Consider the following 14294-nt stretch of genomic DNA (forward strand, 5'->3'; position numbering starts at 1 on the left):
AACGCCCCGATGCGCCCCGTGTCTTCCCGGGGCACCTTGCTTGTCCGATGGCTCTGCGTCGGCCGGCGCACGCTGCTCGCGCCCGGCCGTGTCCGAAGGCTTCGGCGGGCCGCCGCTCAGTCGGCGGCCGGCACCGAAACCGGCGCTCCGGGGCTCTCGCCCGCGCCATCCGCCCCACTTCCCCCACGGGTCTTGCCGCCCTCGCCGTGCACGCCTTCTCCGGCGCTCGTACGGGCTCCGCGCAGCTCCTCCACGGCGTCCTCGAAGTCCTCGATGGACTCGAAGGCGCGGTAGACGGAGGCGAAGCGCAGGTAAGCCACAAGATCAAGGTCCTGGAGCGGGCCGAGTATCGCGAGGCCGACGTCGTGCGCCGACAGCTCGGCACTCCCGGTGGCCCGCACCGCCTCCTCGACCCGCTGGCCGAGCTGGGCGAGGGCGTCCTCGGTGACGGGGCGGCCCTGGCACGCCTTGCGGACGCCCGCGATCACCTTGTCCCGGCTGAAGGGCTCGGTGACGCCACTGCGCTTGATCACCATGAGGGACGCGCTCTCGACCGTCGTGAAGCGGCGGGAGCAGTCAGGGCACTGGCGGCGCCTCCTGATCGCGGTGCCGTCGTCGGCCGTACGGCTGTCGACCACGCGACTGTCGGGGTGCCGGCAGAAGGGACAGTGCATTTCCCCCACCCTCCTCGAGCCTGCGGAAGCCCGCGTCGTGCATGACTGATACGCCCTCGGCGGACCCCTGGAGGAGTCCGTGAAGTTGCCACAAGCATAATCGACGAAGTCGCTACCGGACCCCCGGGGACCACAACTTGTGGTGGCGCACGCCAATCTAACCACTAGATCTGGTGTCGGTGCGTCAGATGCCACGACGCGTGTCGCATCCGTGCGGCAGGCCACGAGCCTACGTGAGGAGAGGTCCGGCAGAGGCCACGGGGGGCACGGTTGAGACACTCGGCGAGCCGGTGCGGAACCTGGGAAACGGGCAGACATCTACACCGTCGACTCTGATCGAGCCAGAGGAACCAGGAATTTTCACTCGAACGTGTGTTTGGCGCAACCTTTCGAAACCAACTACCGTTGTCCTACTAGGGAGAACCGCTCGAGAGGGGCCGACGTGACCACCACCGCAGACAGTGCCACCATCACCTCCCAGAACCGTTCCGCGCAGTCACTCGACCACATTCAGCCGCTGAATGAGGCCATGGACGCGGAGGCTCAGGAGGATCAACAAGTCAAGCGCTCGCTGCCGGGTCGACCTCCGGGCATCCGGGCGGACAGCTCGGGGCTGACCGACCGGCAACGCCGGGTGATCGAGGTGATCAGGGACTCCGTGCAACGACGTGGTTACCCACCGTCGATGCGCGAGATCGGCCAGGCCGTCGGCCTCTCCAGCACCTCCTCCGTCGCGCACCAGCTGATGGCTCTGGAGCGCAAGGGCTTCCTGCGCCGCGACCCTCACCGGCCGCGTGCGTACGAGGTCAGGGGCTCGGACACCTCCAGCGCACAGACCGCCACCGACACCACGGGCAAGCCTTCCGCGTCCTACGTTCCGCTCGTCGGCCGTATCGCCGCCGGCGGGCCGATCCTCGCGGAGGAGTCGGTCGAGGACGTGTTCCCGCTGCCGCGCCAACTGGTCGGTGACGGCGACCTGTTCGTGCTGAGGGTCGTCGGTGACTCGATGATCGAGGCAGCTATCTGCGACGGCGACTGGGTGACCGTACGCCGCCAGCCGGTCGCCGAGAACGGCGACATCGTCGCTGCGATGCTGGACGGCGAGGCCACCGTCAAGCGCTTCAAGCGCGAGGACGGCCACGTGTGGCTGCTGCCGCACAACGCCGCCTACCAGCCGATCCCGGGTGACGACGCGACGATTCTCGGCAAGGTCGTAGCGGTGCTGCGCAGGGTGTGAGGCACGCGCACCCGGCCCCTCACGGGTCAGAGCCGTCGGTTCCACTGCGCCGGAGCCGGCGGCTCTGCAGTTTGTCCGCGGGGCGCCAGACACTCAGGGCCGCGCTGCGGACCTGAGGCGTCTCAACGGTGCCGGCGAGACCCTCTTCCCGCCAGCCGGACCTCGTCAGGCCGGAGAAGCGCTCCAGGCGCCGGACGAGAATGCCCGGCGCCTGGAGCATGTGCTGCTACGCGACGGAACCCACGGCCCCGTCCACGCACTCTTCGTCATCCGAACTGGCCGGGCTGGTAGTCGCCGGCGGGCTGCTTGATGATGACGTTCATCCGGTTGAAGGCGTTGATGAGAGCGATCAGGGAGACCAGGGCGCCGAGTTGGTCCTCGTCGTAGTGCTTGGCGGCATCCTCCCAGGCCTGGTCCGTGACGCCACCGGCCCCGTCCGCGATGCGGGTGCCCTGCTCGGTCAACTCCAGCGCGGCGCGCTCCTCCTCGGAGAAGACCGTGGCCTCCCGCCACGCTGCGACCAGGTTGAGGCGCAGCGACGACTCACCGGCGGCGATGGCGTCCTTGCTGTGCATGTCGGTGCAGAAGCCACACCCGTTGATCTGACTCGCGCGGAGCGTGACCAGATGCTGCGTCGCGATCGGAAGCGTCGAGTCCGAGACGACCTTGTTCGCCGCGATGATGTGCTTCAGGAGCTTGCCTGTGGTCGGGCTGTCGAAGACGTTCAAACGGGCATCCATGCGGGTCTCCCCTGCCGTTGTCGGTGGCTTACACACCTGAGACGGGACGGCTCGGCAGGATGTGACACGAAGGAATGTGCCGTGCGTCTCGCCCTGCCGCGCCACGGAGGGCCACCTGCGACGACACTCATGTGGGCTGCAGAGACGGCGCTCCAGAGGTCGTAGGGAGACCGGTGCCCGCGGCCGAAGCGGGCTAGCGGGCCGCGTCGGCCTTCTTGGCCACCTCGTCGATGGCGGCAAGGGAGCGTCGCACCTGGTTGCGGTCTGTCGTGTACCAGAAGTCCGGCATCGACGCCCGGAGGAAGCCGCCGTAGCGGGCCCGCTCCAGACGCGGGTCCAGGACGGCGACCACGCCCTTGTCGCCCGCCGCCCGGACGAGCCGCCCCGATCCCTGAGCCATCAGCAGTGCCGCGTGTGTGGCCGCCACCGCCATGAAGCCGTTCCCCCCGTGCTCCTCCACGGCCTTCTGCCTGGCGCTCATCAGCGGGTCGTCCGGACGAGGGAAGGGAATGCGGTCCATGACCACCAACTGGCAGTTGGTTCCCGGCACATCGACGCCCTGCCAGAGCGAGAGGGTGCCGAAAAGGCAGGTCGACGCATCCTCGGCGAAGCGGCGGATCAGCTCGCCGAGCGTCTCCTCCCCCTGCAGCAGGATGGGGACGTCGAGCCGCCCGCGCAGGTCTTCGGCTGCGGACTGGGCTGCGCGCATGGAGGAGAACAGGCCGAGCGTGCGGCCGCCTGCGGCACCCACGAGCTCGGCGAGTTCGTCGAGCATGTCCTGGCGGGAGCCCTCACGACCGGGCGGCGCCAAGTGCCCCGCCACGTACAGGATTCCCTGCTTGCGGTAGTCGAAGGGCGAGCCGGCGTCCAGGCCGCGCCACTGCGGGGTCTCCTCCGCTGCGACCTCGCCCTTGCCGCCGGGCGAGTCGTCTTCCAGGACGCGCTCGGGGGCGAGGCCGAGTGAGGCGCCGACCCCGTTGAAGTCGCCGCCGAGCTTGAGCGTGGCGGATGTGAGAACCACCGAGCGGTCGGCGAAGAGCTTCTCACGCAACAGCCCGGAGACCGACAATGGCGCGACCCTCAGCGAGGCTCCGTACCGGTCGTGCCGCTCGTACCAGATCACGTCGAACTCGGAGCCCTCGACGACCCGTTCGGCGACCTCGTGCACGTTCTCCATGGAGGCCAGGGCCTGTTTGCGCACCGCGTCCTCGTCCTGGACGGACCTGTCGCGGGTGTTCCCGATGGCAGTGATGCATGCACGGGCCGCATCGCGGAGAGCCATCAGAACGTGTCCCAGGTCTTCCGGGACCACTTCCAGGCGGCCGGGAAGGGCCAGCTCCATCAGCCGCTCGAAGCTCTCCGCCGCGGTCTGCAGCCTGTCGGCCGTCTTCTCGTCGGCGAGCCGGGCGGCGCGGCGCACCGCCCGGTTGACGCCGCCCGGAGCCAGCTCGCCCGTGGCCACGCCTGTGACCCTCGAGACCAACTCGTGGGCCTCGTCGACGATCAGCACATCGTGGGGCGGAAGCACGGCGGCACCCTCGATCGCGTCGATCGCGAGCAGGGCGTGGTTGGTGACGATGACCTCCGCGAGCTTGGCGCGCTCGCGGGCGGCCTCGGCGAAGCACTCCGCTCCGTATGCGCACTTGGAGGCGCCGAGGCATTCGCGGGCGGAGACCGAGACCTGGGACCAGGCCCGGTCGGAGACGCCGGGCCGCAGGTCGTCCCGGTCGCCGGTCTCGGTGTCGTCCGACCAGTCGCGCAGGCGGAGGAGGTCCTTGCCGAGCCGAGAGGTGGGGGCGGCGGCCTCGAACGGGTCGAAGAGCCCGTCCTCCTCTTCCTGCGGCACTCCTTCGTGCAGGCGGTGCAGACACAGGTAGTTGGACCGGCCCTTGAGCATGGCGAACTCGGCGCGGCGGCGCAGCAGCGGGTGCAGCGCCTCGACGGTGCGGGGCAGGTCCCGCTCGACGAGCTGCCTCTGGAGGGCGAGCGTCGCCGTCGCGACGACGACGTGCTCGCCGTGAGCCAGGGCGGGAACCAGATATCCGAGGGACTTCCCCGTGCCGGTGCCCGCCTGGACAAGCAGATGCGTGCCGCCGTCGACGGCTTCCGCCACGGCCTCGGCCATGGCGACCTGACCAGGACGTTCCGTGCCGCCGACGGCGGTCACAGCGGCATTGAGGAGATCGGTGAGGGCGGGCTTGCTCATAGACACCGCACCCTACGCGGCCCCTCTGACAACACGTCGGTCACACCGGGTGAAGGGGGTTGGCGACGGTCCCGTGCACGGCGGCGTGCGGGCGTTCGGAACGGTCGCGGTAGCCGTCCATGTGCAGACGGTTGCGGTTGAGGCAGAGGCGGTCGATGCGCGGGGCGAGCAGGTCGAAGGTCCGGAAGCGGTCCTTCAGTTCGGGGAAGCGCCCGTGGTAGCGCTCGATCTCCGCCCGTACGAGTGACCAGAACTCCGCTTCCGGCACGTGTAGTTGCTCCTCGCACAGGGGTGCCAGGTAGCGGAAGACGCCGATGAAGAGACCGGAGTGGATGAACTGGGTGAGGAAGTCCGGACGCTCCCGCAGCAGCACCTCACTCACCTCCTGGGGCATGTCTGCCAGCTCGGGCACGGGCTCGGAGGTGACGTTGACGTCGTCGACGAAGTCCTTGATCGCCAGTCGTACGGGCACGTCGTGCTCGTCGAAGACGACGATCGCGTTCTCGCCGTGCGGGGAGAAGACCGTTCCGTAGCGGTAGAGGAAGTGCAGCAGGGGAGGGAGCAGAGCGGCGAAGAGGTGGCGCAGCCACACGCGCGGCTTCAGCCCCGACCGCTTGACCAGCTCCGCCGTGAGCGACTTCTCCCGTGCGTCGGTGTGGATGAGGGACGCCAGGGTGCGCGCTCGTTCCCCGGAGTCCAGCTGTCCGGCCAGGGGCTCCCGCCAGATGCAGCCGAGCAGTTCGCGGTACTGGTACGGCACTTGGGGCATCCGGTCGTACAGGGGGTGCGTGACGGTGACGGACGCGACCTCGCCGAGGAGGATCACGCGGCAGTCGTCACGAAGGTAGGAATCGCCCTCGCGCAGCCCGTGGATCCACTGCGTGACGGCGGGAGCGGCGAGTGTCCGTTCGGTCGGCAGCCCCCGCCACACGAGGGTGTTGAGCACGGACAGCGGGAGTTTGACGGTGTGCCGCTCGGGACGGCTGGTGTTGAGGAAGGTACGGATCGACTGCTGCGGGAGCCGCAGATCACCGTCCGAGCCCAGCGGAACGATGTCGCCTGCGGCGATCGAGGCCGCGAAGAGCGGAACGATCGTCTCGTCCCACTGCCAGGGGTGGACGGGGAGGAAGAGGTAGTCCTCGGAGGGCAGCCCGCGCGAGCGAAGGGTGTGCCGGAAGTCGCGCAGGGTGTCCGGGCTGAGCTCGCGCGCGTAGAGCCGGTGCGGTTCGGTGAGTGTCCGCACGCCGCGGTAGGCGGCGAGGCCGGCTCGTACCGCGATCCACGGCAGACAGCGTGCGCGGCGCGCCTCGGGAGCCCAACGGGTCGCGTCGGAGGCGGAGAAGCCCAGCCGTCCCTTGTTCGCGACGAGCCAGGGGTGGCCCTTCTGGTGGCCCTCGAGCTCCGCGTAGTCGAGTTCGGCAAGCCGCTCGGCGGTCACCTCGCGGGTGGCCAGCTGCACGTCGGCTGTGAGGGTCGCGCTCAGTTCGCGGATGAGGTGGCCGGTGGTGTCTCCGGTGAGGCCGAGCAGCGTCTCGTGGCTGTGGGCGAGGAAGACGAACGGGTCCATGCCGGCGGGTGTGAGGGAGGCCGGATCGATGTTCCAGTGCCCGTACGCGCCGCAGCGTGCCCGGAAGCGGAGGGTGAGGTCGTCGCCGACGTGCAGACGGTACGGGCGCATCGTGCCCCGCGAGATGCGGTCGCCCGCCTCCGGGCCGGAAGCGGAGTCGGGCTCGGGACGGATGATCTCCTCGTACGCGAACTCGCTGATCATCTTCACCAGCAGCCTGAGCGACGCCCGTCGCCAGCTGTCCCGGTCGAGGCCGGGCGGAAGGTGGAGCGGAGCGGCTTCGCAGGAATCGTCCTGGCCGTCGTCAGCGGTCGGCAGGTGCACTGTTGATCTCCTTTGCTCGGGGACGAGGCAGGGGAGGGTCGGCCGTCGAGCCGGTGCGTCGTGGGAGACGCACCGGGCCTGGCCGTGACAGAACTCAGAGCAGATCCCGCAACTCCCGGTCGCGGATCATCAGAGCCGCCCGTTTGCCGGGCAGGTCGACTTCTGCGGACAGGCGGAAGCCGGCGCTGAGGAACGCCGAAACCGAGGCGACGTTCCGGATGTCCGGTTCGGCCAGCACCCGGCCGCAGTCGGGGCGTTGATCGAGGACGAGGTCGGCGACGGCGCGCAGGAGGGCGGTACCGAGACCGCGCCCGCGGTCGGGCACGCCGCCGATCAGCAGGTGCAGTCCGGTGTCGTGCGGCCGGGCCCGGCAGTGGCGCGCGATGGGGTCGAGGTCGGCGCGGTAGATCTCCCAGTAGCTCATCGGCACCCCGTCGAGGACGCCGAGGCAGGGCACGCTGCGGCCGTCGCCGTCCAGTTGTGCGCGCAGGTGAGCGGCGGTGACCTGCTCCGGTCCGGCAAGCCCCCAGAAGGCGGCGACCGCGGGGTCGTTCATCCACGCTGTGATCAGGCGCAGATCGCGCTCCAGCCGGACCGGCACGAGCCGCATCGTGCCCGCAGGCGTACGGCAGGGCGGCCAGTCGTGGACCGAGTCGAGCAGACCGGGCTCCACCGGCCGCCTCGGCTCGGCCGAGTAGCGGGCCCTGCCTGGCCGGCCGGCGTCGGCGTTCTCGTGCTCGGCGAGCAAGGCGGCCAGTTCGTCGGCCAGTTGAAGGTCGAGTGTGTCGTCGCTGCTGGACGCGCCGGGAGCGGGGTGTCTCGGCTCGTGCACGGCGGCGCCTCCTCTTCTCTCGGTGCTCGGTCGCGTGGGACGGGGGTGCCGGACTCCCGGCAGCTCAGGCGGCCAGCGGGTTGGTGATGGTGACGTAGACGGACTGGGTGTCGACGGGGCCGACGAGTTCGTCCAGGCCGTGCAGACGCGTGAGCAGGTTGGCCTTGCAGCGCAGCCTCGGCGACTCCAGCAGCAGGGAGGGCAGCGGCGACGCGGGCGCGCCCGAGACCTCCTTCGTCTGCGTACGCAGGAAGCGGCGCAGACCGGCGAGCAGGAGCCGCTCGTCGGCGAGGTTCTGTTCGCCGAACGCGCCGATCAGACCGAGGATGTTGTTGATGCCGAGGTAGTACGCGAAGCGTTCGTCGGCCACCGCGTCGGGGACGAAGGAGTCGCTGGCGATGCCGAGGCGGGCACCGGGCAGCCGCGCCTCCAGGCCTTCGCGGTGCGAAGTTCGGAAGTAGTAGCCCTGGTTGTCGCGGTAGCGTCCGCCGGCCGGCCAGCCGGCCTCGTCCAGCAGCACCAGCGTGTTCTGCTGGTGCGCCTCCAGGGCGATGCCGGCGTGTGCGTCGAGCCAGAGCACGGGCCGTACGACGGCGTCGAGGTAACGCAGGAACCACTCCGTGGCGACAGCCGCCGCAGGCCGGTCGGTACGCCTGGCCAGACGCTCGACGATGTCGGTCAGCCGTGAGCGCAGCACCCCGCGCCGCCCTCCCGGCCAGGGCCGCGGCGAGGTCAGCCCGGCGATGCACACCGCGTCCTCGGTGACCCCGAACGGGTTGTGCCGGACGACCGTCTCGAGGCCGGGGACCGGTTCCCCGTCGGGGCCGTCCACGCCGAGCCACGCCGGATCACGGACGATGTCGAAACCCGGGTGCGCGGCCCGCCATTGGGCGCCGAGGCCGGAGCGCAGCAGCCGGTGCACTTCGAGGCCGCGCAGCAGCTCCTTGCGCAGGTTCTCCCTGCGGGAGTTGGTGATGGGCAGGCCCAGGGACAGCTTGAGCATCACCGATCCGTCGGGCTGGGCGACGGTGCGCACGGACGATGTGGGATGCCAGAGGTCACCTGACGGGCCGAGGTCGTGGAGGAGCCCGTCGGCGAGGAGCCGGGCCGCTGCGGGCTGGTGCTGCACCTGCCGGGCCTGCCAGGGATGCATCGGCAACGGGACGGTGCCGGAGGGGAGTCGTGCGGCGAGCGCGTCTCCCCCGAGGCGCTTTGCGAGCTGTTCGCCGGTGACGGTCCGGCCCCGTTCCGTCCAGGCGGAGTCGCACGCGAACACCGAACGGTCCACCGCCATCCAGTGCAGCGGGAACGCGGCGCGGAGTTCGGGCGAGTACGCGAAGGACTCGGCTTCGGACAGCCCTTGACGGCTCTTGGGCGCGGGGTGCAGCGGATGGCCCAGGACGAGTGACTGCTCGGCGTCCAGGAACGGGCTTGTCCCCAGGGGGGTTTCGGGGTTGGCGTCCCGTCCGGTGAGGAAGTCGGTCGTGCGCTGCACGGAGTCGAAGACGCGGGCGACCAGCCCGGCGGCCTCCGCGAGGCCCGTGCCGTCGCGGACGGCGCCGGATGCGGCGTCGTCCGCGGGATCGGCTGCCCCGGACGGCGCGGGCGCCGCTCCGGCTTCGGAATTCCGGTACGCCGCTTCCCGGACGATGAGCGCCGCCAGCGTCACGGCGTCGAGCGGGGGTGCGCCCGTGGGGGCGCCTTGGAGCAGCGGCTGTCCGAAACGGTGCAGGCCGGTGAGCGACCAGTAGTGCACGGGGACGTGCAGGACGGCCCCGGTGGCGTCGAGGGCGATGCGGAGCAGGTCCTGGGCGGGCCGTGGGACGTCGTGCTCCCTGACCCAGCAGCGGAGCAGATTCCGTACGGCCGAGGCGTCCGCGGTGCGGGCGGAGTCCCACGGCTGGGCGGGTGCGGACCGCTGGCGCCCCGCATCGTCGCGTGGCATGGGGAGTTCGGTGTCCGCCGCGCGTGCCGCGCCGGTGTCCGCGAGCGACTCGCGCGCCGGGTCGAGCACCTGTCCCGGTACGGCGGCTGAACGAACGGGGGGACCGAACTCCTCGCGCACCGGGTCCCGCTGGATGCTCTGGGCTGATCCGGTACGGGCGTTCACAGAGATCTCCTCCGCCGTCGGCTCGGCGCGCAGAAGAGCGAGCCGTGTCCCCCGTCCGTACCAACGAAGCCGGAGCCCCCGGATCACGGGCGAAGTGAAGATCTGTCAGGTGAACCGGTCGGAACCGTGGACCCTGCCGGGCCCGTCCCCCACCTCACCGGGCATAGTGGGTGCCCGCCTCGTTCGCGCGGGGTTCATGACAATTCAAGAGGCAGCACGACACTTCAGGGGGAGTTCATTCATGTCAGCCAACCTCCGGCCTCCGCGGCGACGTCCCGCGCTGGCCGTGGCAGCGGTCGTCGCCGCGCTGGCCCTCACGGCCACCGCTTGCGGCCCGGAAGACGACAACGCGGGCGGCGATCCCGGCGCTTCGGATTCGGCACAGCCGGACAAGAAGGAGAAGCGGGATCTGGGACTGCCGGAGGAGCTGCCCAAGGACCTCCCCAGCTCGCTCGAGGACCTCGACAAGTGGCGTAACGGCGCATGGAAGAACTGGGACCGGGACGAATGGCTCCGCAGGGCCAAGGAGTTCGTCAACCCGATCATCGACGACCTCTGGGACCCGGACCGGATGAAGGACGCCGACGGGAACGACCGCAAGGTCGACGAGGACGAGATCGACGACGGCGAGAGCGGCGGCGACAACGGCACCGGTGAGGACGAAGGCGTCACCGACCCCACGCCTTCGCGAGTGGCGGCCAAGCCGGTCAAGCTGCCCTACACCAAGGCCACTCCGCCCGTCGGCAAGGTCTTCATGGACACCCCGCAAGGCTCCATGGTCTGCTCCGGCACCGTCGTGACGGACCCGGCGCACCCGGGCAAGTCCAACCTCGTCGCCACCGCCGGGCACTGCGTGCACGCGGGGAAGACCGGGGGCTGGTTCCGCAACGTGGTCTTCGTGCCGCGGTACAACCCGAAGGGCCTCTCCAACGCCGAGCTGGGGAAGGCCTCCAAGAAGGACGTCGCCCCCGACGGGGTCTGGTGGGCGAAGTACGCCGGGACGACCGACCACTGGATCAAGGAGGGTTCGAAGACCGGCGGCCGCGGCGCCCCTCAAGACTTCGCCGTGCTCAAGGTCCAGCCCGAGGACAAGAAGTCCGGGCCGTCCCTGCAGGAGATCGTGGGCAAGGCCGCGAAGGTCAACTTCAACACGCCCCGGGTGAAGGCGATTCCGAGCCTCACCCCGCACGGCTACCCGGCAGCTCCTCCGTACGACGGATCGAAGATGCTGACGTGCAAGGACAAGCCGGGCCGTCTGACGATCGACCCGAGCGAGCCGACCATGTACCGCGTCGGCTGCAGCATGACGGGCGGCTCCTCGGGCGGCGGCTGGCTCAGCCCGAGCGGCAGGCAGCTGCTCTCCGTCACCTCGATCGGTCCGGTGGGGGGCGGTTGGCTCGCCGGTGCGCGCATCGGCAAGGAGTCCAAGGACGTCTTCGACTCGATCGCGAAGAAGTAGCAACGGCCGTACGCCCCGGGTGAGTCGGGCGGCCGCGTCGCGCTGAGCCGCGATCAGGGCCGTCCGCTCACCCTGGCCGGTACGCCGGCCGGTGCCGTCCGAAGGCACCGGCTGCTCAGCGACACCCAGTTCAAACAGCGTTCCAGCAGCACAGCACTGAGTTCACACGAGCCCGCCCAGGGGGATTTTCTTCGATGTCATCGACAAGCAGGCCGGGACACCGGCGTCCGATCGTGGCCGCCGCCGCGATCGCCGCGACTCTCGTCCTGACCGCCACCGCCTGCCAGTCCGGCGACGACGGTAAGACCGACGCACAGGCCAAGCCCTCCGCGAAGCCGTCCTCGACCGAGGACCTCGGCATTCCGAAGGAGCTGCCCAAGGACCTTCCCAGCTCGCTGAAGGACCTGGAGAAGTGGCGCAACGGCGAGTGGAAGAACTGGGACCGCGACCAGTGGGTCCGTGAGGGCTCCGACTTCGTCAACCCGTACATCAAGGACCACTGGAAGCCCGGCCGGATGGACAAGGCCGAGGACAACGGAAAGCGCGTCCCCGCCGACGTCGAGTCCGCCTCCGGTGCGAGCGCCACCGGGCCCGAGCCGCGTGCGGTGAAGGCGCGGAACGTGAAGACGCCGTACACCCGCAACGCCGCGCCCGCCGGCAAGGTCTTCATGGACACCCCGAAGGGCCCGATGGTCTGCTCCGGCACGGTCGTCAAGGACCCGCGCAACCCGGGCAAGTCCAACCTCGTCGCCACCGCCGGGCACTGCGTGCACTCCGGCAGGAGCGGCGGCTGGCTGCGCAACATCATGTTCGTGCCCGCGTACAACAACCGCGGCCTCTCCCCCGCGCAGGTGCAGAGCGCCCAGCCGCAGGACGTCGCACCGTACGGGCAGTGGTGGGGCGAGTGGGCCCAGACGAGCGACTACTGGATCCAGAAAGGCGCGCAGTCGGGCGGCGGAGGCGCCCAGCAGGACTTCGCGGTGCTGCACGTGCGGCCCGAACGGCCCGCCGGCAAGTCCCTCGAGGAGACCGTCGGAGCGGCCGTGAAGATCAACTTCCGGGCTCCGCGTACCGAGCGCTTCTCCGGGCTCAGCTCCTACGGCTACCCGGCTGCGCCCCCGTACGACGGGGCGAAGATGTACAGCTGCACCGACAAGCCGGGCCGCCTGACGATCGACCCGTCAGAGCCCGCCCTGTACCGCATCGGGTGCACCATGACCGGCGGTTCCTCCGGCGGCGGCTGGTTCATGAAGGGCAAGGGCGGCAAGGCCGAGCTGGTCTCGGTGAACTCGATCGGCCCGCAGCCCGCCACCTGGCTCGCGGGGCCGCGCCTCGGGCCGACCGCGAAGAACGTCTTCGACGGGATCAGCAAGAAGTACGCGGGCAAGAACTGACACCACCCGCAAGTTCAGCGCTCACGCAGCAGGGCCCGCCCCTCCGCAGAGGAAGGGGCGGGCCCTGCGCCGTGAAACCGGTCAGATCCGCTCGACGGCGGCCGGAGCCGGCTCGTACCTGCGCAGCTCGGCTGCCAGCTCCGCGTGCACCCTGGCCTTGAGCAGCGTGCCGTCCTCGGTGTGCATCTCGGACAGCACCTCGCCCTCGGTGTGCACGCGCGAGACCAGCTGGCCCGCAGTGTAGGGCACGAGCACCTCTAGCTCGACGGAGGGGCGCGGCAGCTCCTCGTCGATGAGGGCACGCAGCTCCTCGATGCCCTGCCCCGTACGGGCGGACACCGCGAGCGCACGGCTCTCCGCACGCAACAGCCGCTGCAGCACGAGCGGTTCGGCCGCGTCCGCCTTGTTGACGACGACGATCTCCGGCACCTCGGAGGCACCCACGTCACGGATCACTCCGCGCACCGCGGCCAGCTGCTCCTCGGGAGCCGGATGTGCGCCGTCCACGACGTGCACGATGAGATCGGCGTCGCCGACCTCCTCCATCGTGGATCGGAAGGCGTCCACCAGGTGGTGCGGAAGGTGCCGCACGAATCCGACGGTGTCGACCAGCGTGTGCAGCCTGCCGCTCGGCGTCTCGGCCTTGCGCACGGTCGGGTCCAGAGTGGCGAACAGGGAGTTGTCCACGAGGACGCCGGCGCCGGTGAGGCGGTTGAGCAGCGAGGACTTGCCCGCGTTGGTGTATCCGGCGATGGCCACCGAGGGCACCTTGTTGCGGCGGCGTTCCTGCCGCTTGATCTCGCGGCCGGTCTTCATCTCCGCGATCTCGCGGCGCATCTTCGCCATCTTCTCGCGGATGCGGCGACGGTCCGTCTCGATCTTGGTCTCACCGGGACCACGCGTCGCCATGCCGCCGCCCGCGGAACCGGAGCCACCGCCACCCATCTGCCGGGAGAGCGACTGGCCCCAGCCGCGCAGCCTCGGCAGCATGTACTGCATCTGTGCCAGCGACACCTGCGCCTTGCCCTCACGGGACTTGGCGTGCTGGGCGAAGATGTCGAGGATCAGAGCCGTACGGTCGACGACCTTCACCTTGACGACGTCCTCGAGGTGGATCAGCTGGCCGGGGCTGAGCTCACCGTCGCAGACGACGGTGTCGGCGCCGGTGCCGAGGACGATCTCGCGGAGCTCCTCGGCCTTGCCGGAGCCGATGTACGTGGCCGGGTCCGGCTTGTCCCGCCGCTGGACGAGGCCGTCGAGGACGTGCGCTCCGGCCGTCTCGGCCAGGGCGGCAAGCTCCGCGAGGGAGTTCTCCGCATCCTGGGCGGTGCCGGAGGTCCAGACGCCGACCAGCACGACGCGCTCCAGGCGCAGCTGCCGGTACTCGACCTCTGTGACGTCCTCGAGCTCCGTGGAGAGGCCGCCGACGCGACGCAGCGCCGCGCGCTCGGTACGGTCCAGCTGATCACCGTCACGCTCGCCGTCGACCTCGTCACTCCAAGCAACGTCCTCTTCCATCAGGGCGTCAGCTCGGCGGTCGGATTCGGCGACTCGCGGGCCATTGTGCGGAAGGGAAGAAGAACGGGAGGAGGAGGTCATTGGGTCCTTACGTCGAAGTGAAGAGTGCGCGGGAGAGCCGGACATGCAAAGAACGAAAGCATTCACAGCTCTGACTCGACAACGCTCACCCGGCCGCTTTGATTCCCGGCCCGGGCCCCGCGGAGCGCTTTGTGCGCCTGCCGAAATGGTGG

General features: G+C 70.1%; 10 protein-coding genes. 3 read left to right on the plus strand and 7 right to left on the minus strand.

Annotated elements, in window-relative coordinates; genetic code table 11:
• Positions 1-116 precede the first annotated feature (116 nt).
• Positions 117-674: a transcriptional regulator NrdR gene (nrdR, locus tag H5J26_RS05520; protein WP_181764557.1), complete on the minus strand. Its 558-nt coding sequence runs from the start codon at positions 672-674 to the stop codon at positions 117-119.
• Positions 675-1116: 442 nt separating this feature from the next.
• Between nrdR and lexA the strand changes: the two genes are divergently transcribed.
• Positions 1117-1911 (plus strand): transcriptional repressor LexA, encoded by a 795-nt coding sequence (gene lexA, locus H5J26_RS05525; RefSeq protein WP_181764558.1) that lies wholly within the window; start codon positions 1117-1119, stop codon positions 1909-1911.
• A gap of 266 nt (positions 1912-2177) precedes the next feature.
• On the opposite strand, the gene H5J26_RS05530 is transcribed toward lexA, so the two are convergent.
• The 5 genes from H5J26_RS05530 to H5J26_RS05550 all read right to left on the minus strand — a co-directional run bounded on the left by H5J26_RS05530 (position 2178) and on the right by H5J26_RS05550 (position 9690).
• On the minus strand, positions 2178-2651 hold the full coding sequence (locus tag H5J26_RS05530; RefSeq protein WP_181764559.1) for a carboxymuconolactone decarboxylase family protein: 474 nt from the start codon (positions 2649-2651) through the stop codon (positions 2178-2180).
• Between the two features lie 193 nt (positions 2652-2844).
• A complete protein-coding gene (locus H5J26_RS05535; protein WP_181764560.1) occupies positions 2845-4857 on the minus strand; it encodes an ATP-dependent DNA helicase in 2013 nt (670 codons plus the stop codon).
• Between the two features lie 40 nt (positions 4858-4897).
• The gene (locus H5J26_RS05540; RefSeq protein WP_309237789.1) at positions 4898-6748 is read right to left on the minus strand and encodes an IucA/IucC family protein; all 1851 of its coding nucleotides are present in this window, start codon (positions 6746-6748) and stop codon (positions 4898-4900) included.
• 94 nt (positions 6749-6842) lie between these two features.
• Positions 6843-7580: a GNAT family N-acetyltransferase gene (locus H5J26_RS05545; RefSeq protein ID WP_181764561.1), complete on the minus strand. Its 738-nt coding sequence runs from the start codon at positions 7578-7580 to the stop codon at positions 6843-6845.
• Between the two features lie 64 nt (positions 7581-7644).
• On the minus strand, positions 7645-9690 hold the full coding sequence (locus tag H5J26_RS05550; protein WP_309237790.1) for an IucA/IucC family protein: 2046 nt from the start codon (positions 9688-9690) through the stop codon (positions 7645-7647).
• A 241-nt stretch (positions 9691-9931) separates the two neighbouring features.
• On the opposite strand from H5J26_RS05550, the gene H5J26_RS05555 reads away from it, so the two are divergent.
• Positions 9932-11149: a trypsin-like serine peptidase gene (locus H5J26_RS05555; protein WP_181764562.1), complete on the plus strand. Its 1218-nt coding sequence runs from the start codon at positions 9932-9934 to the stop codon at positions 11147-11149.
• Positions 11150-11343: 194 nt separating this feature from the next.
• A complete protein-coding gene (locus H5J26_RS05560) occupies positions 11344-12543 on the plus strand; it encodes a trypsin-like serine peptidase (RefSeq protein WP_181764563.1) in 1200 nt (399 codons plus the stop codon).
• A gap of 81 nt (positions 12544-12624) precedes the next feature.
• Here the strand turns inward: H5J26_RS05560 and hflX are convergent, their stop codons facing one another.
• Complete coding sequence (hflX, locus tag H5J26_RS05565; protein WP_181764564.1) at positions 12625-14142, minus strand: GTPase HflX; 1518 nt, start codon at positions 14140-14142, stop codon at positions 12625-12627.
• Between the last annotated feature and the right edge of the window lie 152 nt (positions 14143-14294).

Origin of the sequence: Streptomyces albidus (ex Kaewkla and Franco 2022), assembly GCF_013870515.1 — a bacterium.
GTDB lineage: Bacteria > Actinomycetota > Actinomycetes > Streptomycetales > Streptomycetaceae > Streptomyces > Streptomyces albidus.